This window comes from Enterococcus sp. HY326 (genome assembly GCF_026157065.1).
Classification (GTDB): Bacteria; Bacillota; Bacilli; order Lactobacillales; family Enterococcaceae; genus HY326.
On record NZ_JANLGQ010000004.1, the window covers coordinates 228,995 to 250,626 of the forward strand.

The window sequence follows — 21,632 nt, forward strand, 5'->3', positions numbered from 1 at the left end:
CTGGTAAAACCACCCGGCATGACTGCTTTTCTTACTTTGTCAAATGAAAATGGATGAAAAACAGAAAGGAAGAGAAGGATGTTGAATTTTGTATTATTATCTGCGACGCCTAACGGAACCTTTGGTAATATCCTGGTGGTTTCATTATCATTCTTGATCCTAATGCTTCTTTTAAAGAAATTTGCATGGGGTTCGATTGTCAACATCATGAAACAACGGGAAGATAAAATCGCCAATGACTTAGATTCTGCCGAACAATCCCGCCTTTCTGCAGCCCAGCTGGAAAAAGAAAGAGAAACGCAATTAAATAATTCGCGCTCTGATGCAGCAGATATTATTAAAAATGCCAAAGAAAACGGTGAGTTAAGCCGCCAGAACATTTTAAAAGAAACCAAAGCGGAAGTTAGCCGCTTAAAAGAAAAAGCCGAAAGCGACATCACGCAAGAAAGAGAAACGGCCTTAGCGAATGTCAAAGATGAAGTCGCCGATCTTTCCCTTCAGTTAGCTTCGAAAATTCTGGAAAAAGAATTGTCGCCGGAAGCACATGAAGCCTTGATTTCCCAATATATCGAAGGCCTAGGCTCAGCAAATGAAACTAGATAAATTTACAGTTGGCAAACGCTATGGCAAAGCCTTGTTCGAATTGGCGACAGAACAAAATGCTGTAGAAGCAATTTATCAAGACTTGCTTGAGTTACGCAAAGTCTATGAAATTTTGCCGGATGTCGGCAATATTTTAAGCGATGCCCGCTTGGAGCCTGACGGAAAAAGAAAAATTATGGATTCGCTGGTGAATAATTTCTCCGGAACTATTTATAATTTTTTGGAAATTGTCTATAACTACAATCGGATGAATGATTTACCCTTAATGATTGATGAATTTGAAAGACGCTATGATGAGATGCAGGGCGTGATTTTAGGAACGGTAACAACTGCTGTTCCCTTAAATGATGCGGATAAAGTCAAAATTGAAACGAAAATTGCGACGATTTTAGGATATCAAAAGGCGGAATTAACCGCCATTGTGAATCCCAGCATTTTAGGTGGCGTTGTCGTTGAAGCTGAACACAAAGTAATTGATGGCAGTATTCAAACGAGATTGGAAAACATCAAGAACCTATTAAGAAAATAGACACAGAGGTGAAAGAAATGGCCATCAAAGCTGAAGAAATCAGTGCCTTAATAAAAGAGCAGATTCAAAACTATCAGCACGAACTGTCAGTGGAGGAAGTCGGCACTGTCACCTATGTTGGTGATGGGATTGCCCGTGCCCACGGTTTGGAAAATGCCATGAGTGGCGAACTTCTTGAATTTTCAAATGGAAGCTACGGCATGGCACAAAACTTAGAAACAAATGACGTCGGAATTATTATTCTTGGCGATTTTGAAACCATTCGTGAAGGCGATAAAGTCAAACGAACAGGTAAAATTATGGAAGTACCAGTCGGCGATGGGTTAATCGGCCGGGTAGTAAATCCATTAGGCCAGCCAGTTGACGGCTTAGGAGAAATTAAATCTGACCGGACTCGGCCAGTAGAAGCCTTAGCGCCAGGGGTTATGCAACGGAAGTCCGTTAATGAACCAATGCAAACAGGTTTAAAAGCGATTGATGCTTTAGTTCCAATTGGTCGTGGCCAACGGGAATTAGTTATCGGTGACCGGAAGACTGGGAAAACTTCGATTGCGATTGATACAATTATCAATCAACAAGGGCAAGATGTAATTTGTATTTATGTTGCCATCGGCCAAAAAGAATCAACGGTCCGTTCACAAGTAGAAACATTGCGCAAATATGGTGCACTAGATTACACCATCGTTGTGACAGCCAGCGCATCACAACCAGCACCATTACTTTATATCGCTCCATACGCAGGTACTGCGATGGGGGAAGAATTTATGTATAACGGCAAACACGTTTTGATCGTCTTTGATGATTTATCCAAACAAGCGGTTGCTTATCGGGAATTGTCTTTACTATTAAGACGGCCACCAGGTCGGGAAGCCTATCCAGGAGATGTTTTCTATTTGCATTCTCGTCTATTAGAACGGGCGGCTAAATTAAGCGATGAACTAGGCGGCGGTTCAATGACTGCTCTACCTTTCGTTGAAACTCAAGCCGGAGACATCTCTGCTTATATTCCAACAAATGTGATTTCGATTACCGACGGCCAAATCTTCTTGGAAAATGATTTGTTCTATTCTGGCACACGACCAGCCGTTGATGCGGGACTTTCCGTTTCACGGGTTGGTGGTTCAGCTCAAATTAAGGCAATGAAAAAAGTTGCTGGTACGCTACGTTTGGACTTAGCCAGCTATCGGGAATTAGAAGCCTTCACGCAATTTGGTTCTGATTTGGATGCAGCCACTCAAGCAAAATTAAATCGTGGTCGGCGGACTGTGGAAATTTTGAAACAAAAATTGCACGCACCACTACCCGTTGAAAAACAAGTGGTCATTTTATATGCTTTGACCCACGGCTTTTTAGACAGTATTCCAGTCAATAAAATTTTAGAGTTTGAATCAGCTTTATTTGAATACTTCGATGCCAATCATGCAGATTTATTTACAACGATTCGAGAAACTAAGGATTTGCCGGAAGAAGCTCAGTTAGATGCAGCGATTAAGGAATATCGTGATATTTTCACCGCCTCTAATACGAAGACGCAGACAGCTGAAGACAAATTAAAATCAATTCAAAATTCATAGAGAGGTGAAAACAAATGGCCTCATTAAATGAAATTAAACAACGAATTGCTTCTACTAAAAAGACCAGCCAAATTACCAGAGCCATGCAAATGGTTTCGGCGGCTAAGTTAACCAAGTCGGAAGCCTCTTCGAAAAAGTTTCAAGAGTATGCTTCTAAGGTACGGGAAATTGTGACCCATCTATCTGCGCAAGCATTGACAGATTTAGGGGACACCTCCAGTGATACTGTAAATGCGATGCTCAATGCTCGGCCAGTTAAAAAGACCGGCTACATTGTCATCACTTCTGACGGTGGTCTTGTGGGCGGCTATAATAGTTCAATTTTGAAGCAGACGATGACGATGTTAAATGACGATCACGATTCACAGGATGAGTACGTTTTGATTGCCATCGGCGGAACCGGCGCTGATTTTTTCAAAGCCCGTGGCTATAATCTAGCTTACGAATTACGTAATCTAACTGACCAACCAAGCTTTGAAGAAGTGCGTAAAATTGTCTCAATGGCAACTAGCATGTATCAAAGTGAAGTTTTCGATGAATTATATGTCTGCTACAACCACCATATCAATTCTTTGACCAGTCAATTTCGTGTTGAAAAAATGCTGCCGATTTCCGATTTGGACCCGGGTGAAGCACAAAAATATGAGCAAGAATATATTTTTGAACCTTCAAAAATTGCCATTTTAGAAGAATTGCTACCGCAATATGCGGAAAGTTTAATTTACGGGGCAATTGTCGATGCCAAAACTGCTGAACATGCGGCTGGCATGACGGCGATGAAAACCGCCACTGATAATGCCTCAAATATTATTGGTGATTTAACAATTTCCTATAACCGTGCCCGACAAACAGCAATCACGCAAGAAATCACCGAGATTGTTGCTGGTGCGGCTGCCTTAGAATAACGTTTGGAATGGAGGATGAGTCATGAGCTCAGGAAAAATTGTCCAAGTAATCGGCCCCGTTGTAGACGTGGAATTTTCTTTGGATCAATCTTTACCAGATATTAATAATGCCCTTGTGGTCTATAAAAATGATGCAAATAAACAAAAAGTTGTCCTAGAAGTTGCCCTAGAACTAGGGGACGGCGTGATTCGTTCCATCGCCATGGAGTCCACCGATGGATTGCAGCGGGGAATGGAAGTAATTGACACAGGCAAATCAATTACTGTGCCAGTGGGCAAAGATACTTTAGGCCGCGTCTTTAACGTTTTAGGTGAAACCATTGACCTGCAGGAACCTTTTCCAGCAGACGCAAAACGAGATGGCATTCACAAAACGGCGCCAACTTTTGAAGAATTAAGTACTAGTAGCGAAGTTTTAGAAACTGGGATTAAAGTAATCGATCTGTTAGCTCCTTATTTAAAAGGTGGTAAGGTTGGTTTATTCGGTGGTGCCGGTGTTGGTAAAACCGTTTTAATTCAAGAATTAATTCATAATATTGCCCAAGAACACGGTGGGATTTCCGTATTTACCGGTGTTGGTGAACGGACCCGTGAAGGGAATGATTTGTATTATGAAATGAAAGACTCTGGCGTCATTGAAAAAACAGCTATGGTTTTTGGTCAAATGAATGAGCCACCCGGTGCCCGGATGCGGGTTGCTTTAACCGGTTTAACCATTGCTGAATATTTCCGTGATGTTGAAGGCCAAGACGTGCTTTTATTTATTGACAATATTTTCCGCTTCACGCAAGCTGGTTCCGAAGTTTCGGCCCTATTAGGTCGGATGCCATCAGCTGTTGGGTATCAACCAACCTTGGCAACTGAAATGGGTCAATTGCAAGAACGGATTACTTCAACTAAAAAAGGTTCGATTACCTCAATCCAAGCGATTTATGTACCGGCGGATGATTATACTGATCCGGCGCCGGCAACGGCCTTCGCCCATTTAGATGCGACGACAAATTTGGAACGTAAATTAACTGAACAAGGGATTTATCCAGCCGTTGATCCATTGGCTTCCTCCTCTAGTGCCTTGGCACCAGAAATTGTCGGTGATGAACATTATCAAACAGCGACCGAAGTCCAACGGGTTTTACAGCGCTATCGTGAACTGCAAGATATTATAGCCATCTTAGGGATGGACGAATTATCCGATGACGAAAAAGTTTTAGTTGCCAGAGCTCGCCGGATTCAATTTTTCTTATCACAAAACTTTAATGTGGCAGAACAATTTACCGGTCAACCCGGTTCTTACGTGCCGGTTGCTGAAACAGTCAAAGGATTCAAAGCAATTTTGGATGGACAATATGATGATCTACCTGAAGAAGCTTTCCGCAGCGTCGGCAAAATTGAAGATGTTGTTGAAAAAGCCAAAACTTTAGGCTACTAGAAAGAGGTGCCCCATGAGTGACAATTTTTTAACCGTCAATGTGGTAACCCCGAACGGCATTGTCTATGACCATCACGCTGTTATTGTCGTTGCCAGAACCACTGAAGGGGAACTGGGGATTTTGCCGAATCACGTTCCGATTATCGCTCCTTTAGCGATTGACGAAGTGCGGGTGAAGCGGACGGACTCTGATAGTCATGTGGACTGGATTGCCGTTAATGGTGGAATTTTAGAATTCCGTGACAATGTTCTCTCGATTGTGGCCGACAGTGCCGAGCGGGAGCGAGACATTGATGTTTCACGGGCTGAACGGGCTCGTCAGCGGGCTGAGAAACTTATCGAGGAAGCCAAGGCCCATGAAAACATCGATGAACTCCGCAGAGCAACGGTCGCTTTGCATCGAGCTATCAATCGGATTAATGTTTCAAAACATAGTTAATTCTTAATAAAACTGCTGCATCAGCTAAAATAAAATTGAGGTGCTCAACTTGTCAGTGTGTTTGACTTCTGATATTAGTGGGAATTGCTAAAAATTTTATTTTCAAAGGCTGTTGCAGTATTTTTTTTAGTTAATAATAAATTGTCAATCTGTTATCTTATCTTCTCAAATAAAATGATTTTTACAGCTATCTCTGAGATAAATTACCCCCTTCAAAAAATTCTTCTAAGAGAAAAAAGCTGTAGGGTAAGGGTTTGGTGACGAAGTACGGCTCATTTTGAAAAAAATAGTCCTCTGAAAATTAGAAAAAGACTGTTTTTTTTAAACAAATGAACTGCAAACGTTTTCAAAGGAGTGGAATCAATGCTATAATATTCTGGTAAGGACTGATGAAAGGCTAAAGGAAATCTCATCCATCAGGCAGGTAATTGGATTTGCAGTTAAAAAGGAGGAAAGGGAAAAGTTAATTGCCATTATTTCAATGGGTGTTTTCCGAATTTTCAAATGGGGGAGGCTTGCAGCAAAATATTCGTAACGGACTTTTTAGGTAATTTTTTGATGGAAATATTATTTAATTGAGGAGGTTATATATTATGAATAGTCCTGTATTTGGTGAATTTATTGGAACCTTTGTCCTGATTTTATTTGGGTCAGGCGTCGGAGCTTCCACATCTTTAAAGAAAACCTTAGCAAAAGGTGCAGGCCATGATTGGTTGTATGTGGCATTTGGCTGGGGGGTTGCCGTTATGTTAGGGGTTTATACCAGTGGCTTCTTCGGATCACCTGGCCATTTAAATCCGGCAGTAACCATTGGCTTCGCTGTTAATGGAACATTTGAGTGGGGACAAGTTGTACCATTTATTTTAGCTCAAGTTGCTGGAGCTTTCGTTGGTGCCCTCCTGGCAGCAATTCAATTCTGGCCACACTTTAAAGAAACCAAAACAGATGAAGGCAATAGTGTCGGTATTTTTGCAACTGGACCTGCAATTCCTAATACTTTATTTAATTTACTGAGTGAAATTATCGCAACTTTCGCCTTCGTGTTAAGTATTCAAATTTTACCTGCCAGTGATATGCCGGTGGGATTACAGCCGCTTGTGTTAGTCTTTGTCTTAGTCGCAATTGCGTTGTCATTAGGGACTACGACTGGCTATGCAATTAACCCTGCCCGTGACTTTGGTCCGCGGTTAATGTATGTGCTAATGCCGATTCCAAATAAAGGCGGTGCCAATTGGGGTTATGCTTGGATTCCAATTGTTGGTCCAATTGTGGGTGCCTGTTTAGCGACATTGTTAATCGCAGCACTTAGTTAGTCGAGACTGACAAGAAAAAAACTGCTGATTAACACTGGTATTGAGCAAGAATGCCCAACACAAAATCGGCAAATATCATTTGATTTATTAGCCCTTTTAACTAAGGGCTTTTTTATTTTCATAAGAAAGTTTAAATTTTTGTATAACGCTTCACAAATTACCTTCAATAATTTCTTGTAAAAAAACTGTAAAAAAGATAAAATACTGCTTCTCTTATCACAATTATTAAAATATTTGTGAATAATTTGTAGAATTATAGTGGAAACTATTAGGAGAAGAAACAATTTTAATTTTTTTCAATTTATGTTATTATGCTAATGTTAAAGTTTTTTAAAAGAGATTGAGGTGAGTCGATGTTGCAGGTTTACGGGATTGATGCGCTAGTGAGAATAATTTCCCATATCGCATTTATTTACCTGACTTTTTGGGCATTAGGTTCACTGAGAATCGATCATTTTTTTAAGGCTTACCAAACCACTCAAGTTAGAATGGTAATTGTTCTTTTTTCAATTGTCATCGGCTACCAAGCGAGCTTTTTTTTTCTAGAGGTCATTGCATTGTGCCGTAATATTTTTTTGAGTGGACTAAGTTAATTAAATTTGTTGCCAGAAATGGCTTAGATTCAGTGATGAGTCTCTTTGGAGGGAATTTAGATGGAACAAATTTTTGTTCAAGGTGGAAATCAATTAAAAGGTAATGTGAAAATCGAGGGAGCAAAAAATGCCGTGTTGCCAATTCTAGCGGCAACTTTGTTAGCAGAAGAAGGCCAAACGACTTTAAGAAATGTACCAATTCTTTCAGATGTTTTTACCATGAACCAAGTGATTCGTCATTTAAATGTGGATGTAGACTTTAACGAAGCTGACAATGAAGTAATCATTGATGCTAGCCGTCAATTAGAAATTGAAGCACCCTACGAATATGTTAGCCAAATGCGGGCTTCAATCGTTGTGATGGGACCTTTATTAGCTAGAAATGGTCATGCCAAAGTTGCTATGCCTGGTGGCTGCGCTATCGGCAAACGACCAATTGATTTACACTTGAAGGGATTTCAAGCCCTAGGAGCAAAAATTGTTCAAAAGAATGGCTACATCGAAGCCATCGCTGATGAATTAATCGGCAATTCAATCTATTTAGATTTTCCAAGTGTCGGCGCCACGCAAAACATCATGATGGCAGCTGTCAAGGCCAAAGGCACGACAATCATTGAAAATGTCGCTAGAGAACCAGAGATTGTTGACTTAGCGAATGTCTTAAATAAAATGGGGGCTCGCGTTTACGGCGCCGGTACTGAAACAATGCGGATTGAAGGCGTTGAACATTTACACGCAGTTCAACATTCAATCGTGCAAGATCGAATTGAAGCGGGTACGTTTATGGTTGCTGCGGCAATGACAGAAGGCAACGTCTTAATTGAAGGCGCAATTTCTGAGCATAATCGTCCACTGATTTCAAAATTAACTGAGATGGGTGCTTCAATTACCGAAGAAGAAGATGGCTTACGGGTCATTGGACCAAAAGTTATTAAAGCGACGGATGTAAAAACGATGCCTCACCCTGGTTTCCCAACTGATATGCAAGCACAGATGACAGCAATCCAACTAGTTGCTGAAGGTGTTAGCACAGTCACAGAAACTGTTTTTGAAAATCGTTTCCAACACTTAGAAGAATTGCAACGCATGAACGCTCATGTACAATTTGATGGCAATTCAGCCATGATTACTGGCGGACATCAACTGCAAGGGGCAGAAGTTGCTGCCACTGATTTAAGAGCGGCTGCCGCTTTGATTTTAGCTGGCTTGCGGGCTACTGGTGTAACTCGTGTGCGCAATTTAAACTATTTGGACCGGGGTTATTATAAATTCCACGAAAAATTACAAAAATTAGGTGCGAATGTTGAACGGGTGGATCTAGATGCACCGGCAACAACGAAAACAACGGTTACCGTCTAAGAATAGGAGTATCACATGAAAGTTAGAGGATATATCATCTCAACGCTATTGAAAATTATCTTAGTGATTGTTTTGATGGCTGTCTTTTTCGCAATAGGTGCCATGATTGGGTTTGGACCAATCGGCGGCAGAAATGCGACAGGAGTCTTCAGTGGAGATTTATGGAACCACATCCTAGCTTTTTTCTAAGCGACTTTTAGCTGTCTGCGGTCCCTGACTGATTTTAAAAGGCAAGCCTTCTATATATAAAGTAGAAGAGCGTGATTGCACATTTTGAAATTAGTTATAGGCGGCCGCAGTTTTTTTATGAAGAAGGGATTGCAATGAAAAAAATCTTAATTGCTTTAGTTCATGGCTATCAGCGATTTATCTCGCCGCTAACGCCGCCTAGCTGTCGATATTATCCGACCTGCTCTAATTATATGATTGAAGCAGTCCAGGTCCACGGCACTTTTAAAGGATTTTTGATGGGAATGTCACGGATTCTGCGGTGCCATCCTTTCCATAAGGCTGGTTTTGATTATGTTCCGCAAAAATTTTCCCTTAAACAAAACCTTGTTGATCGGGAACGTCCGGATTATCAGCAACACAAGCATTAACTCTCTGCAAAAATTGCAGAGAGTTTTTTTGGCCAATTTTTACTAGGGTCATTTAAAAAAAATTTCTGAGAGAGGCAAACTCAAAATAAAAATTCATCTTCTCGATAGGAGAAAAATAGTGAAAATTCTCCTGATTAAATAACGTTAGTTATAATAAGCGTTTAGGTTTTTATTTTCAGAAAGAATATGATATATTTTCATTTGTGACTTTATCGAGGAAAAGTGAAAGAAGGAATAATTTTGAGTTCAGAACTTAATTTAGATATTCATGGAAAACCGTATCGCAGAGGCATTATTCTTGCCTTGATTTTATTTGCGACGTTTTCTGGGGTATTGATGCAAACATCTTTGGGAACGGCGCTGCCGACTCTGATGCAGGATTTTGATATTAACTTGAGCACAGCTCAACAGGCAACGACGTGGTTTTTACTTGCAAATGGGATGATGGTGCCATTATCGGCTTATTTAGCAACTAAAATGTCAACCAAGTGGCTGCATTTTATTTCCTATGGAATTTTGATGGCGGGCTTAATTTTGACGGCCGTGACGCCAGCTGAAAAAAATATGTGGGTGATGTTTATTGCCGGTCGGGTACTGGCGGCAATCGCTGTCGGTATCATGCTGCCATTGATGCAAATTGTGATTTTGAATATGTTTAAAAAATCAGAACGCTCTGTTGCAATGGGCTTAAGTGGTTTAGTCGTCGGAATGGCACCAGCCATTGGACCGACTTTATCCGGTTGGATTTTAGATCGAGACCATACGATTCTCGGCTTAACGATTTCTAGTTCTTGGCGGACGATTTTTGTTGTACCACTGATTGTTATCGTGATTGCGTTTATTTTGACGCCCTTTGTGATGAAGGATATTATTCCCAATAAAAAAATCAAATTGGATATTTTGTCTTTAATTTTATCTGTCGTCGGTTTTGGTTTATTTTTATGGGGCTTTACCAATGTTGCTGGCGATGGCTGGACTGATTTCACTAATGTATTATTGCCGATTGGTGTTGGTTTATTGGTGATTATTATTTTTGGTCTGCGTCAATTAAAATTAGACGAACCATTTTTAAATATTCGCGTCTTTAAAAATCGCGATTTTACGATTCCTTCAATTGCGATTATTTTAGTAACGATGGCGATGTTTGGCGTGGAAATGATGCTGCCGACTTATCTGCAAAATGTTCACGGCGATTCGACTTTATCCTCTGGACTGACTCTCTTGCCTGGAGCTTTGATGATGGGAATTATGTCACCAATTGCCGGTGTTTTATATAATCGTGTGGGCATCCGTTCACTGGCTCTTGTCGGGTTTTCAGTACTGTTATTAGGAACAGTGCCTTTTGTATTTATTACTGAAACAACGCCGACTGCCTTAATTGTTGTGCTGTACGCTATTCGTATGTTCGGGATTGCCTTAACGATGATGCCATTGACCACCAGTGCCATGTCGGCGATTCCACTTGATGAAGTGACCCACGGGACAGCGGCGAATAATACTGTTCGCCAAATTTCTTCTTCAGTTGTGGTGGCCTTGTTGACCTCTGTAACACAAAATATTATTAACACCAATACACCGGCTGCTAGTTTGCAAACAGAAAATCCTTTGGCGTATGGCAGTAAAATTATTGCTGCTTCAATGGACGGTTTCCGAGCATCCTTTGCTATCGGTTTAAGTTTTGCAGTGGCAGGGGTGCTCTTTGCAATCTTCCTGCACAATAAACCAGGTAAAATCACCAAGGGGGCAAATTAATATGATATTAGTTTTATTAGTGGTCTTTACCTTAATGCTCTTTGGCAGCTGGCTATTGATTAAAGGCCAGCTGCTGCGGCGAATTGCTGGTATCATCAGCAGTTTGTTGTTAGTGGCGACAATTGTTTTGGTCGCTTTGCATCTTCAAAATCATTTGGGAATGAAAGAGGTAACCACTACAACCGAAAATGAGATTTACACGGCTGGTGATACAGCTTCACCTGCCAATCTTTTGATTGTTTCTGAAATTGGCACAGCTTCTGACAATTATGCGATTGTCTATCGCGATAGTGCTGACGCTGAGGCAAGTGAAACGCATTTTGTTCCAGATGAGTCGGATATCGTGAATGCTGTTAAACTAACAGCCAGTTATCAAACAGCCGATACTACCCAAGCAGTCGCTGAGACTAAAACGACCAAATGGGATTTTAGCTCTAATTTTTACAAGGCTTTATTCAGTTTTGAAAATCAAGCAGATGAAATTATTTCTGAAAAGGTAACCGTTACAGTGCCGGAAAAAACTTGGGTTGTCTTAACTAGTGACCAGGCGCAACAATTGCAAGACAGCCAAAGTTCCTTAACAGCTGAGGAACAAGCAGCAGCGCAAGCTAATCTGCAGGCGGCCGTTCAGACTGCTGTTAGTAATTATCTAATGGAAAATCCGACTGCGAGCCAAGAGGATATTCAAAATTTTACAACAGAAGCAACTGCTGAGGCGGCTGTTCAGGCAATCAAAGCACAGCTAGCAAATGCGTAAGCTCAAAACTTTAAGGAATAAGCAGCCCTTATTTCTTAAAGTTTTTTTCTGCGATTAATTTAAGCCGACTTGTTAAAAGACTGTAACGGTTTAGACATGCAGAAACTAAAATTTTTTTGTATACTTAGGGTTCTAAAAAAACAATTAACAGAAGGTAAGTAGCATGTTGACCTCCATAAAAAATTTCTTAAAGAACTTTACCACGACGACACCCTTTATCTTAAGCAACACCTTAATTATTGTACCTTACTTGCTTTTTTTACAATTAAGCGACGGTACTACGTGGCAAAGCGTGCTGCCCTTTGTCTTGTTTTATACGTTTCGCTTCACGGGGCTCTTTTTAATTCGTGGTCTCAGTACTCAGCTTGAAAGCTTTACTCTGTTGATGGCCGCCTTTTTACTAGGCGGCCTCGGCAGTGTCAGTGGTTTTTTGGGAATGCTTTTTCCTGGAGCCTATCCGTTGGCGGCGATTTTATTAGGCTTAAGTGCAAGTTGGCTCACACCGGCCAATATTACGGTCAATTATCAAGAAGCGCAACAGGGCTTTCACAATATGACCGCCAAAAAATACCCCTTTGCTTTGCTTGGCCTGTTGGGATTATTTTGGCTGATCAATCAAGATTTCCCCGCTTCAGTTACTGTGAGCCTAGTCTTAGCTTTATATGGGCTGTTTTTCGTAGCCGCCTATCACACATTGCGGCATTATCCGCATTTTGAAATAAATTTTGCCAGCACCTCAAAAAATTTTATCGCCTATCGTGAGCTAGTAATGTTCGCCATTTTCTTTTTGCTGCTGCTTTTATTACGCAGTGGTCGCCTCTTGTTTGATAGTGGGGAGATCGACATTGCTTTAATTGGCTTTATTCTGGTTTTCACCATTGCCATTTGGCTGTTGAGTCGCAAAAAAGCAAGTTTACAATTGCCCTTTTGGCTGAACTGGTTGAATTTTGTTAACGGTATGATTGGCAATTTTTTGTTTCTCTTTATTTCTTTGTACGTCAGTGGGACCAAAGGGATTGAGGCGGTTGCCAGTCAAGTTTATCTTCCTTATGTGTTAGGAATGGTAGCAGCGATGGTCTTAGGACCACTTTATTTACAGCACTTGACGAAAGTGGCTCCGGTTAGTAAACTGGTTTTTGGCCTATGCCTTAGTTTGTTACTGATTATCTGGCCGGCTACTTTTCTGCTGGGCTTTGCCCTGCTGTGCTTTTTTAAAAGTACGACTAGCTCATGGTTGAATCAGCAATATTATCAAAAAATCAGCTTTCCAGCTGGTAGTGGTGTACTAGCTAAATTTTCTTTGCAAAATAAAGGCAGTCTGACAGCACAATTTTTTATAATGGGTTTATTAGCCATTTTAGTTTTTGGTTTTCACGGAGATAATCGCCTTTTTTTAAGAATTCTGTCGAGTCAGGGAGTGTCGAGTAGTGGGCAGCAAATTTTAAATGACTGCCTGCTAGTTTTAGTCGGTCTGCTATTAATTTGCTTGGCAGCAGCTTGGTTTTTGTGGTGTAAAAATCCTTTACCAAAAACTAAAACTTAGGCAGAAAGATAGACTTTGTATAAGTTTCGCTGTAAAGTAAAGTCACTTGATAAAATGATGGAGGAAAGACTATGTATGATGTAATCGTAATTGGTGCAGGTCCTGCTGGCATGACAGCAGCCTTATACGCATCTCGTTCAAATTTATCTGTTTTAATGATTGAACGGGGAGCTCCCGGTGGCCAAATGAATAACACCGCTGAGGTAGAAAATTACCCTGGTTTTGAAACGATTATGGGACCTGAACTGGCTTATAAAATGTTTGAAGGTGTCACAAAATTTGGGACCGAAAATGCATACGGAATTGTCACAGATATTATCGATCACGGGACGCATAAAGAAGTCGTCTGTGAAGATAAATCTTACGAAGGTAAAACTGTTGTTTTAGCAACTGGCTGTGTACATCGTAAATTAGGTGTCAAAGGTGAAGAAGAATTCTCCGGTCGGGGAGTTTCTTATTGTGCCGTTTGTGATGGCGCCTTTTTCCGCAATAAAAAATTATTAGTTGTTGGTGGCGGCGACTCAGCAGTTGAAGAAGCGATTTATTTAACTCGCTTTGCTTCAGAAATTGTGATTGTTCACCGCAGAGACGAATTGCGGGCCCAAAAAATTATCCAAGATCGGGCGTTTGCCAATGAAAAAATTTCTTTCTTATGGGATTCTGTCTTAGAAGAAATCACCGGCAATGAAATGGCAGTGACCGGTGCTAAGGTGCGCAATGTTAAAACCGATGAAGTATCAGAAGTCGAAGCGGGCGGTGTCTTTATCTATGTTGGTTTGGATCCGTTAAGCGAACCCTTTAAAAAGGCTGGCTTAACTAATGCAGCTGGCTGGGTGGAAACAGACAATGATATGCGGACTTCAATGCCCGGCGTTTTTGCAGTAGGGGATTTGCGGGAAAAAACATTACGCCAAATTACTACTGCTGTCGGCGAAGGCGGAATCGCCGGCCAACAAGTCTACCTTTATTTAGAAGAAAATAATTTAACCGAAGCACCGACTGTTTAGTCGGTGTCAAAGTTTAAAAGAGTGTGCCGAAAGTGATTTGGCAGCTATGTGTCCATTTTTTTGATTGAGCTAGTTTGTGAGTTTAGCTAGCAAGATTTGATTTTATATTTGGATTCAGCTGCCTTAGCGCTTGCGGGCACTTTTTTTATTTTTTTCAAGATTCACTCGCGACTTTTATCAGTCTGCCTTTTATAAAAAAACTAAGAATGATATACTAATAAAGTACAAATTTCGAAAAAGAGGTGGCTAATTATGTCTTGGGAACAAGTCTATGAATTATGGAATAACGAAGAAAATCTAGATGAAGCCTTAAAAGCACAATTACAAATTTTAAAACAAAATCCTGTAGAGCTGGAAGATGCCTTCTACACGCAATTGGAATTCGGCACAGCTGGTATGCGGGGGATTTTAGGACCAGGCATCAATCGGATGAATATCTATACGATTCGTCAAGCAACAGAAGGCCTGGCTCGCTTTATGGACCAGCAAGATCCTGAGACCAAACGTCGCGGTGTGGCAATTGCTCATGATTCCCGTCACATGTCACCGGAATTTGCGATGGAAGCTGCCAAAACTTTGGCAAAACATAATATTCCGGCCTTTGTTTTTGAAAGTTTGCGGCCGACACCAGAGCTTTCCTTTGCGGTCCGCTATTTAAAAGCTTTTACTGGGATTATGATTACGGCTTCCCACAATCCAGCTGAATATAATGGCTATAAAGTTTACGGAGAAGACGGCGGGCAAATGCCGCCAGCGGATGCCGATGCGTTAACAAAATTTGTTCGTTCAGTTGAAAATCCTCTAAAAGTTGAAGTTCTATCCGAGGAAGAAGTTGAACACAGCGGCTTGATTAACATTATCGGCGAAGAAATTGATAGCGAGTATTTAAAAAATGTCAAATCAGTGACCATTAATCAAGCGTTGATTGATCAAATGGGCAAGGATTTAAAATTAGTCTATACGCCATTACATGGTACTGGAAAAATGTTGGGGGAACGGGCCTTAAAACAAGCCGGCTTTGAACAATTCGTCTTGGTGCCGGAACAAGCGATTCCCGACCCGGATTTTACCACGGTGAAATCTCCTAACCCAGAGGAACATTCAGCCTTTGAATATGCGATTCGCTTAGGAGAAAAAGAAGGTGCAGATTTATTAATCGCCACAGATCCGGATGCCGATCGCTTAGGGGCAGCTGTTCGTTTGCCGGACGGCACCTATCAAGTGCTGACAGGCAATCAGTTAGGGGCCTTGATGATTCAATATATTTTAACCGCCCATCAGACAGCTGGGACTTTGCCAGCCAATGCCACCGTGTTAAAATCAATTGTTTCCAGCGAATTGTCAACTGCGATTGCTAAAAAGTTTGACACCGATATGGTCAGTGTTCTGACTGGCTTCAAATTTATTGCTGAAAAAATTCAACAGTATGAAGAAGATCACACTAAGACCTTTATGTTTGGCTTTGAAGAAAGCTATGGCTATTTAGTGAAGCCTTTTGTAAGGGACAAAGATGCCATCCAAGCGTTAGTTTTATTGGCTGAAGTCGCGGCATATTATAAGCAACAGGATAAAACTTTGTATGATGGTCTGCAGGATATTTTTGAAGAGTTTGGCTATTATACTGAAAAAACAATTTCCGTGACAATGAGCGGTATCGAAGGCGCAGGCAAAATTGCAGCCTTAATGAAAAAATTCCGGGAAGAAGCACCATCTGAATTTGCCGGTGAGGCTGTCGTGCAAACGGAAGACTTCAAACTTTTAACCCGTGTTGGCTTAGATGGCCACTTGGAAAAATTAACAACCCCGCCATCTGATGTCTTGAAATACCAACTGGCAGATGAAAGCTGGATTGCGATTCGACCATCTGGAACGGAACCGAAAATTAAGTTTTATATCGCAGTTAAGGCTGAAAGCCAAGACGCAGCGAATCAAAAGGTCGTGGATTATGAAAACAGCATCAATGCAATAGTCAACGAATAAACTGGCAGGAGGAATTCAATGGAAGCGCAGGAAATAAAGGCTGTCAGTCAAATTTTTAAAGTTTTGAGTGACCCAAACCGCTTAAAAATTCTACTGCTTTTAAAAGACGGTGAAAAAAATGTTTCTACCCTGATTGAAAACTTAGGGATGGAGCAATCGGCTGTCAGTCACCAATTAAAGCTTTTGCGGGAGAATAAAATTGTTAAATCCCGCAAAGAGGGTAAAATCGTCTTTTATAGTTTGGATGACCATCATATTTTGGATATTTTGGAGCAAACCTTCCAACACGTTGAACATCGTTAGCGTTTAATGATAAAAAGATTAAAATGAAACTAGAACTTTTGGGGAATCTACCAGAAAGTTCTAGTTTTTTTTGTTGTTTTTCGTTATACTAGGGACATTATTAAAATAAAATGAAATGGATTTAATCTTTATATTATTTTTTGGAGGGCGTCATGGAAGAAGATAAGCTAAAAATTGGTTTGTTGGGCCTCGGAGTAGTTGGCTCCGGTGTGCCGATGATTTTAAAGGAACACGCAGAAAAAATTGCTCAGGTTACCGGAATGGATATCTCTGTTAAAACCGCTTTGGTGCGGGATGAAAATGAAAAAGCTCGCCAGGCAGAAAAATTTGATATTGAGTTAACAACAGATATTGATGATATTTTAAATGATGCCGAAATTCAAGTTGTCGTTGAGTTGATGGGAAAAGTCGAGCCGGCTAAAACTTATATTGAAGAAGCGTTGAAACGGGGCAAACATGTGGTCACCGCCAATAAAGATTTATTGGCTCAGCACGGCGGCAAACTTGTTCAGTTAGCCCAAGAAAATCATTGTGATTTATATTATGAAGCGAGCGTTGCCGGCGGAATTCCGATTTTGCGAACGATTGCCAATAGTTTAGCAGCCGACAATATCAATAAAATTTTAGGAATTGTCAACGGTACGACGAATTATATGCTGACTAAAATGGTTTCTGAAGGTTTGAGCTATGAGACAGCGCTATCGCAGGCTCAAGCGCTAGGCTTTGCGGAATCTGATCCCACTAATGATGTCGATGGCATTGATGCAGCTTATAAGATGATTATTTTGAGTCAATTTGGTTTTGGTATGAATATCAATTTAGATATGGTGACCATTAAAGGCATTCGTGGTTTGCCGATTGAAGATGTTAAGATGGCAGCCCGCTTAGGTTATGAAATCAAATTAATCGGTTCTGCAGAAAAACAAGGGGATTCAATTTATACTGAAGTCGGTCCGATGCTAGTCAAACGGGAGCATCCATTGGCTGCTGTGCGGGATGAATTTAATGCAGTCTTTATCGACAGCTCTGGCGTAGGAGAATCCATGTATTACGGCCCTGGTGCAGGAGCCAAGCCGACAGCCACCAGTGTTGTTAGTGATATTATTACCATCGCCAAAAATTTACGCTTAGGCACAACTGGACACATGTTTAATTCTTATAAACATAAAACGAAAATTACACCAGATAATCAAGTGATGGCCAAATATTATCTTTCATTAGAGGCGGCAGACCAGGAAGGGCAATTTTTAAAATTGGCCCAAATTATGACAGACGCAAATGTTGGTTTTGATCAGTTAGTCCAAAATCAAGAAAAAAATGAATCACAGACAGCACGAATAGTCGTGATTACCCATACTGTTTCAAAGGAACAGATGGCCGAAGTGATTAAAAATATTAAAGCAACAAGTGGTTTCAAACTATTAAATGTGATGAAAGTATTGGGGGATTAAACATGTACGAAGGCTTATTAAAACAATATAAAGAATATTTACCAATTACCGACAAAACGCCACAAATCGGTTTAGCAGAAGGTAACACACCCTTAATTCCTTTATATAATTTATCAAAGGAATTGGGCATTGAATTATATGGAAAATATGAAGGCTTAAATCCTACTGGCTCGTTTAAAGATCGCGGCATGGTGATGGCAGTTGCCAAAGCTGTCGAAGAAGGGGCTAAGGCAATTGTCTGTGCTTCAACGGGAAACACTAGCGCTTCAGCAGCTGCGTATGCAACACGGGTCGGTGTGAAAGCCTACGTGGTGATTCCTGATGGTAAAATTGCGATGGGAAAATTAGCTCAAGCGATTATGTATGGGGCGGATATTATTTCAATTCCGGGGAATTTTGACGAAGCTTTAAAAGCTGTGCGGGACATTGCTAAAACAGAAGCTGTTGCTTTAGTGAACTCAGTGAACCCTTATCGTTTAGAAGGCCAAAAAACCGCCGCCTTTGAAGTCTGCGAGCAATTAGGCAAAGCACCGGATGTTTTAGCAATTCCAGTGGGCAATGCCGGCAATATTTCCGCTTATTGGAAAGGGTTTAAAGAATGGCATGATGTGAAAGGGACGTTATTGCCAAGAATGCATGGTTTTGAAGCTGAGGGAGCCGCTGCGATTGTGCGGGGTGAAGTGATTGAACAACCAGAAACGATTGCGACAGCGATTCGGATTGGCAATCCCGCTTCTTGGAAATTAGCTGAAGCCGCCCGTGATGAATCCAAAGGCTACATTGATTCAGTCACCGATGAAGAAATTTTAAATGCCTATAAAAAAATTGCCGCTCAAGATGGTGTCTTTGTTGAACCCGGCTCAGCCGCATCGTTGGCCGGCGTTATTCAACATGTTAAAGCTGGCAAAATTAAACCAGGAGAAACAGTTGTCACAGTTTTCACTGGAAATGGATTGAAGGATCCTGATACAGCTATTAATGAAAGTGATGTGCAAATTTCTAAAATGAGTGACCTTGAAGCCATGCGTTTACATCTGCGTGAAGGAGTGGCAAAATTATGAAAATAAGAGTTCCTGCGACTAGTGCCAACTTAGGACCGGGATTTGACTCTTGTGGTATTGCTTTGTCTCAGTATTTGTACATTGAAGTCATCAAGGACAGCGATCAGTGGGTCATTAATCACAATCTCGGAGAAGATATTCCTAAAGATGAAAGCAATTTATTATTGCAGACGGCTTTAAAAATAGCACCAAAGCTGACGCCTAAGGTTTTGAAAATGACCTCGGATATTCCTTTAGCCCGTGGCTTAGGCAGTTCATCATCTGTTGTGGTGGCAGGCATTGAGCTGGCCAATCGGTTAGGCAATTTGAATTTATCTTTGCGGGATCGTGTACAAATTGCCACAGAAATTGAAGGCCATCCCGATAATGTCGCACCTGCGATTTGCGGTGACTTTGTCGTCGCTAGTTATGTTGACGGCGATGTCCGCTATGTCAAGCACCATTTTCCTGAGTGCGATGTGATTGCTTATATCCCCAATGAAGAATTGCTGACAACAAAAAGCCGCAGTGTGTTGCCGGAGACGATTCCTTTTCGGGAGGCGGTGGAGGCAAGTGCCTTAGCCAATGTTTTGATTGCCGCCATTTTAAATGGCAATTTACCATTGGCTGGTAAAATGATGGAAAAAGACAAGTGGCATGAAAAATATCGCCGCAGTCTCGTTCCTCACTTGGATCAAATTCGCACAATTGGTCATGAGGAAGGCGTCTATGGTGTCTATCTCAGCGGCGCCGGACCAACAGTTTTGATTTTAACACCAGCTGACGTTACCGACAGCATGGTCGCCCGCTTAAAAGAATATAATCACCAAGCCCGGGTGGATTTATTGAGTGTCGATCAAGAAGGAGTCCAGTTTTTTTAGAAAAACTAAGTCCAATTTTTAAACAAAATAGTAGCAAAATAAAACATCCTAAACTTCTTTTATCGTTTTGAAAAGACCCGTAAACGTTAGACTGAAAAGCTAACGTTTACGGGTCGCTTCATTTAAAAAAAGGTTTAGGATGTTTGTTGTAGATTTTTAGGAGTAAAGATTTTTATTCAACCGTTGTAAAATAACTATGGTCGACTAAATCCAAGGCGTCGAAAATCATCGAAGCTGTTTCTTCAATCGATAAAGAGGCAACGTTGATTACGACACAGCCAAGTTTTTCATAAAGGTCATTGGCGAAGGTCAATTCTTCTTTAATTTTATCAATGTCAGAGTAAGCGGTGTCGGGATTCATACCGTAGGCCCGCATCCGTTCTTTGCGGATATTGTTTAAAATTTCCGGGTCATTGGTCAGACCGACAATTTTTTTCGGGTCCACTTCAAAAATTTGTTTTGGAATATGGGCCTGAGGAATTAAAGGTAAATTGGCAACTTTAAAATTCTTATTGGCCAGAAAAAGACTTAAAGGCGTTTTTGATGTGCGGGAAACCCCTAATAAGACGATGTCGGCTTCTAAAAAGCCACGGGGGTCTTTACCGTCATCGTATTTCACAGCGAATTCCATCGCTTTAATTCTTTGGAAATAATTTTCGTTTAAATGATGTAAAGCACCTGGTTCCAGTGTTGGATCAATCCCAGTTCTGCGGGAGATTTCTCGCACTGGCGGATTTAATAAGTCCATATTAAACAAATCATTTTCATGGCAATATTGATCGGTTAATTTCGCCAAATCTTTATTGATGAGAGTATGGAGAATCAAGGCGTCTTCTAGCTTGGCATCCGCCAGAGCTTTCTTTAACGTATCTTCATCGTTGACAAAGGTGCGTCGGAAAATACAAAATTCCACACTCGGAAACTGAGCCATCGTCGCCTGAGCTAATTTTGACGCTGTTTCACCAGCGGAATCGGAAATCACAAAAATGGTGACAATTTGTTTTTCTTCACTCATTTTAAAAAACCTCACTTGCTTATTTTTGTAAATTATTATACCATAAAACAGAATTTAAAAATCGTAATGTTTCTGATTTACAAAAAACGAGTTGAAACGTTAAAAAAGAGGTGTGTCAGTTGGCTAAACAATCTGTCATTGAAGAAGCCCTGCAAACATTAAAGGAAAATGGTTTTAAATATACCAAAAAGCGGGCGACAATTATTGAGTTTTTAGCTAAAAAAAATCGCTATGTCTCTGCTCGAGAAGTGCATGAATTTATGAATCAGGAATTTCCTGGTGTCAGCTATGATACAGTTTATCGCAATCTGCATGATTTCAGTGACTTTGAAATTTTAGAGGAAACCGATTTAAACGGTGAAATGAAGTTCCGCATTCATTGTGGACATGGCGCTCATGAGCATCATCATCATTTTATTTGTACGGTCTGCGGCAAAACAAAAGAAATTCACATGTGCCCAATGGATTTTTTTGAAGGGCAGTTACAAGGGTGTTCGATTGAAGGCCATCGCTTTGAAATTTTAGGTCGCTGTGAAGATTGTCAAAAATAACAAAGAAAA

General features: G+C 40.8%; 22 protein-coding genes. 21 read left to right on the forward strand and 1 reads right to left on the reverse strand.

What is annotated here, in order from left to right; all coding sequences use genetic code 11:
- Nucleotides 1–78: 78 nt before the first annotated feature.
- The 20 genes from atpF to thrB all read left to right on the forward strand — a co-directional run bounded on the left by atpF (nt 79) and on the right by thrB (nt 20,057).
- Nucleotides 79–603, forward strand: a complete 525-nt coding sequence (atpF, locus tag ORH16_RS11825) for a F0F1 ATP synthase subunit B (protein ID WP_265459044.1) — start codon at nt 79–81, stop codon at nt 601–603.
- Complete coding sequence (gene atpH, locus ORH16_RS11830) at nt 590–1,132, forward strand: ATP synthase F1 subunit delta (protein WP_265459045.1); 543 nt, start codon at nt 590–592, stop codon at nt 1,130–1,132. The genes atpF and atpH overlap by 14 nt, the downstream gene beginning before the upstream one ends.
- Before the next feature lie 17 nt (nt 1,133–1,149).
- Nucleotides 1,150–2,706, forward strand: a complete 1,557-nt coding sequence (gene atpA, locus ORH16_RS11835; protein ID WP_265459046.1) for a F0F1 ATP synthase subunit alpha — start codon at nt 1,150–1,152, stop codon at nt 2,704–2,706.
- Between the two features lie 14 nt (nt 2,707–2,720).
- Nucleotides 2,721–3,611, forward strand: a complete 891-nt coding sequence (locus ORH16_RS11840) for a F0F1 ATP synthase subunit gamma (RefSeq protein ID WP_265459047.1) — start codon at nt 2,721–2,723, stop codon at nt 3,609–3,611.
- A 22-nt stretch (nt 3,612–3,633) separates the two neighbouring features.
- A complete protein-coding gene (atpD, locus tag ORH16_RS11845) occupies nt 3,634–5,040 on the forward strand; it encodes a F0F1 ATP synthase subunit beta (RefSeq protein ID WP_265459048.1) in 1,407 nt (468 codons plus the stop codon).
- 13 nt (nt 5,041–5,053) lie between these two features.
- A complete protein-coding gene (locus tag ORH16_RS11850; RefSeq protein WP_265459049.1) occupies nt 5,054–5,479 on the forward strand; it encodes a F0F1 ATP synthase subunit epsilon in 426 nt (141 codons plus the stop codon).
- A gap of 593 nt (nt 5,480–6,072) precedes the next feature.
- On the forward strand, nt 6,073–6,792 hold the full coding sequence (locus ORH16_RS11855) for an MIP/aquaporin family protein (protein WP_265459050.1): 720 nt from the start codon (nt 6,073–6,075) through the stop codon (nt 6,790–6,792).
- A 356-nt stretch (nt 6,793–7,148) separates the two neighbouring features.
- A complete protein-coding gene (locus tag ORH16_RS11860) occupies nt 7,149–7,385 on the forward strand; it encodes a DUF1146 family protein (protein WP_265459233.1) in 237 nt (78 codons plus the stop codon).
- A 60-nt stretch (nt 7,386–7,445) separates the two neighbouring features.
- The gene (gene murA, locus ORH16_RS11865; protein WP_265459051.1) at nt 7,446–8,744 is read left to right on the forward strand and encodes a UDP-N-acetylglucosamine 1-carboxyvinyltransferase; all 1,299 of its coding nucleotides are present in this window, start codon (nt 7,446–7,448) and stop codon (nt 8,742–8,744) included.
- 15 nt (nt 8,745–8,759) lie between these two features.
- Nucleotides 8,760–8,933 (forward strand): DNA-directed RNA polymerase subunit beta, encoded by a 174-nt coding sequence (locus ORH16_RS11870; protein ID WP_265459052.1) that lies wholly within the window; start codon nt 8,760–8,762, stop codon nt 8,931–8,933.
- Between the two features lie 134 nt (nt 8,934–9,067).
- Nucleotides 9,068–9,343: a membrane protein insertion efficiency factor YidD gene (gene yidD / locus ORH16_RS11875; RefSeq protein WP_265459053.1), complete on the forward strand. Its 276-nt coding sequence runs from the start codon at nt 9,068–9,070 to the stop codon at nt 9,341–9,343.
- 240 nt (nt 9,344–9,583) lie between these two features.
- The gene (locus ORH16_RS11880; protein WP_265459054.1) at nt 9,584–11,095 is read left to right on the forward strand and encodes an MDR family MFS transporter; all 1,512 of its coding nucleotides are present in this window, start codon (nt 9,584–9,586) and stop codon (nt 11,093–11,095) included.
- A gap of 1 nt (nt 11,096) precedes the next feature.
- Complete coding sequence (locus ORH16_RS11885) at nt 11,097–11,852, forward strand: DUF4811 domain-containing protein (protein ID WP_265459055.1); 756 nt, start codon at nt 11,097–11,099, stop codon at nt 11,850–11,852.
- 163 nt (nt 11,853–12,015) lie between these two features.
- Nucleotides 12,016–13,395 (forward strand): hypothetical protein, encoded by a 1,380-nt coding sequence (locus ORH16_RS11890; RefSeq protein ID WP_265459056.1) that lies wholly within the window; start codon nt 12,016–12,018, stop codon nt 13,393–13,395.
- Between the two features lie 71 nt (nt 13,396–13,466).
- Nucleotides 13,467–14,402 carry a thioredoxin-disulfide reductase gene (gene trxB / locus ORH16_RS11895; protein ID WP_265459057.1) on the forward strand — a complete coding sequence of 312 codons (936 nt, stop codon included), beginning with the start codon at nt 13,467–13,469 and terminating at the stop codon, nt 14,400–14,402.
- Between the two features lie 252 nt (nt 14,403–14,654).
- Nucleotides 14,655–16,382: a phospho-sugar mutase gene (locus ORH16_RS11900; RefSeq protein ID WP_265459058.1), complete on the forward strand. Its 1,728-nt coding sequence runs from the start codon at nt 14,655–14,657 to the stop codon at nt 16,380–16,382.
- 18 nt (nt 16,383–16,400) lie between these two features.
- Nucleotides 16,401–16,685, forward strand: coding sequence for an ArsR/SmtB family transcription factor (locus ORH16_RS11905; RefSeq protein WP_265459059.1), 285 nt, complete (start codon nt 16,401–16,403; stop codon nt 16,683–16,685).
- Between the two features lie 152 nt (nt 16,686–16,837).
- Nucleotides 16,838–18,136 (forward strand): homoserine dehydrogenase, encoded by a 1,299-nt coding sequence (locus ORH16_RS11910; protein ID WP_265459060.1) that lies wholly within the window; start codon nt 16,838–16,840, stop codon nt 18,134–18,136.
- A 2-nt stretch (nt 18,137–18,138) separates the two neighbouring features.
- Complete coding sequence (thrC, locus tag ORH16_RS11915; protein WP_265459061.1) at nt 18,139–19,197, forward strand: threonine synthase; 1,059 nt, start codon at nt 18,139–18,141, stop codon at nt 19,195–19,197.
- Nucleotides 19,194–20,057 carry a homoserine kinase gene (gene thrB, locus ORH16_RS11920; RefSeq protein ID WP_265459062.1) on the forward strand — a complete coding sequence of 288 codons (864 nt, stop codon included), beginning with the start codon at nt 19,194–19,196 and terminating at the stop codon, nt 20,055–20,057. Before thrC ends, thrB begins: the two co-directional genes overlap by 4 nt.
- Nucleotides 20,058–20,229: 172 nt before the next feature.
- Here thrB and ORH16_RS11925 read toward each other — a convergent pair whose 3' ends face one another.
- Entirely contained in the window at nt 20,230–21,072 is an 843-nt protein-coding gene (locus ORH16_RS11925; protein WP_265459063.1) for a pyruvate, water dikinase regulatory protein, read from the reverse strand.
- Nucleotides 21,073–21,191: 119 nt separating this feature from the next.
- Here ORH16_RS11925 and ORH16_RS11930 point away from each other — a divergent pair, with 119 nt between their 5' ends.
- Nucleotides 21,192–21,623 carry a Fur family transcriptional regulator gene (locus ORH16_RS11930; RefSeq protein ID WP_265459064.1) on the forward strand — a complete coding sequence of 144 codons (432 nt, stop codon included), beginning with the start codon at nt 21,192–21,194 and terminating at the stop codon, nt 21,621–21,623.
- Nucleotides 21,624–21,632 lie beyond the last annotated feature (9 nt).

What these genes read in the sequence shown, in the direction of transcription:
- atpF (WP_265459044.1), top strand. Translation starts at nt 79, where the DNA reads ATGTTGAATTTTGTATTATTATCTGCGACGCCTAACGGAACCTTTGGT.
- atpH (WP_265459045.1), top strand. Translation starts at nt 590, where the DNA reads ATGAAACTAGATAAATTTACAGTTGGCAAACGCTATGGCAAAGCCTTG.
- atpA (WP_265459046.1), top strand. Translation starts at nt 1,150, where the DNA reads ATGGCCATCAAAGCTGAAGAAATCAGTGCCTTAATAAAAGAGCAGATT.
- ORH16_RS11840 (WP_265459047.1), top strand. Translation starts at nt 2,721, where the DNA reads ATGGCCTCATTAAATGAAATTAAACAACGAATTGCTTCTACTAAAAAG.
- atpD (WP_265459048.1), top strand. Translation starts at nt 3,634, where the DNA reads ATGAGCTCAGGAAAAATTGTCCAAGTAATCGGCCCCGTTGTAGACGTG.
- ORH16_RS11850 (WP_265459049.1), top strand. Translation starts at nt 5,054, where the DNA reads ATGAGTGACAATTTTTTAACCGTCAATGTGGTAACCCCGAACGGCATT.
- ORH16_RS11855 (WP_265459050.1), top strand. Translation starts at nt 6,073, where the DNA reads ATGAATAGTCCTGTATTTGGTGAATTTATTGGAACCTTTGTCCTGATT.
- murA (WP_265459051.1), top strand. Translation starts at nt 7,446, where the DNA reads ATGGAACAAATTTTTGTTCAAGGTGGAAATCAATTAAAAGGTAATGTG.
- ORH16_RS11870 (WP_265459052.1), top strand. Translation starts at nt 8,760, where the DNA reads ATGAAAGTTAGAGGATATATCATCTCAACGCTATTGAAAATTATCTTA.
- yidD (WP_265459053.1), top strand. Translation starts at nt 9,068, where the DNA reads ATGAAAAAAATCTTAATTGCTTTAGTTCATGGCTATCAGCGATTTATC.
- ORH16_RS11885 (WP_265459055.1), top strand. Translation starts at nt 11,097, where the DNA reads ATGATATTAGTTTTATTAGTGGTCTTTACCTTAATGCTCTTTGGCAGC.
- ORH16_RS11890 (WP_265459056.1), top strand. Translation starts at nt 12,016, where the DNA reads ATGTTGACCTCCATAAAAAATTTCTTAAAGAACTTTACCACGACGACA.
- trxB (WP_265459057.1), top strand. Translation starts at nt 13,467, where the DNA reads ATGTATGATGTAATCGTAATTGGTGCAGGTCCTGCTGGCATGACAGCA.
- ORH16_RS11900 (WP_265459058.1), top strand. Translation starts at nt 14,655, where the DNA reads ATGTCTTGGGAACAAGTCTATGAATTATGGAATAACGAAGAAAATCTA.
- ORH16_RS11905 (WP_265459059.1), top strand. Translation starts at nt 16,401, where the DNA reads ATGGAAGCGCAGGAAATAAAGGCTGTCAGTCAAATTTTTAAAGTTTTG.
- ORH16_RS11910 (WP_265459060.1), top strand. Translation starts at nt 16,838, where the DNA reads ATGGAAGAAGATAAGCTAAAAATTGGTTTGTTGGGCCTCGGAGTAGTT.
- thrC (WP_265459061.1), top strand. Translation starts at nt 18,139, where the DNA reads ATGTACGAAGGCTTATTAAAACAATATAAAGAATATTTACCAATTACC.
- thrB (WP_265459062.1), top strand. Translation starts at nt 19,194, where the DNA reads ATGAAAATAAGAGTTCCTGCGACTAGTGCCAACTTAGGACCGGGATTT.
- ORH16_RS11925 (WP_265459063.1), bottom strand. Translation starts at nt 21,072, where the DNA reads ATGAGTGAAGAAAAACAAATTGTCACCATTTTTGTGATTTCCGATTCC.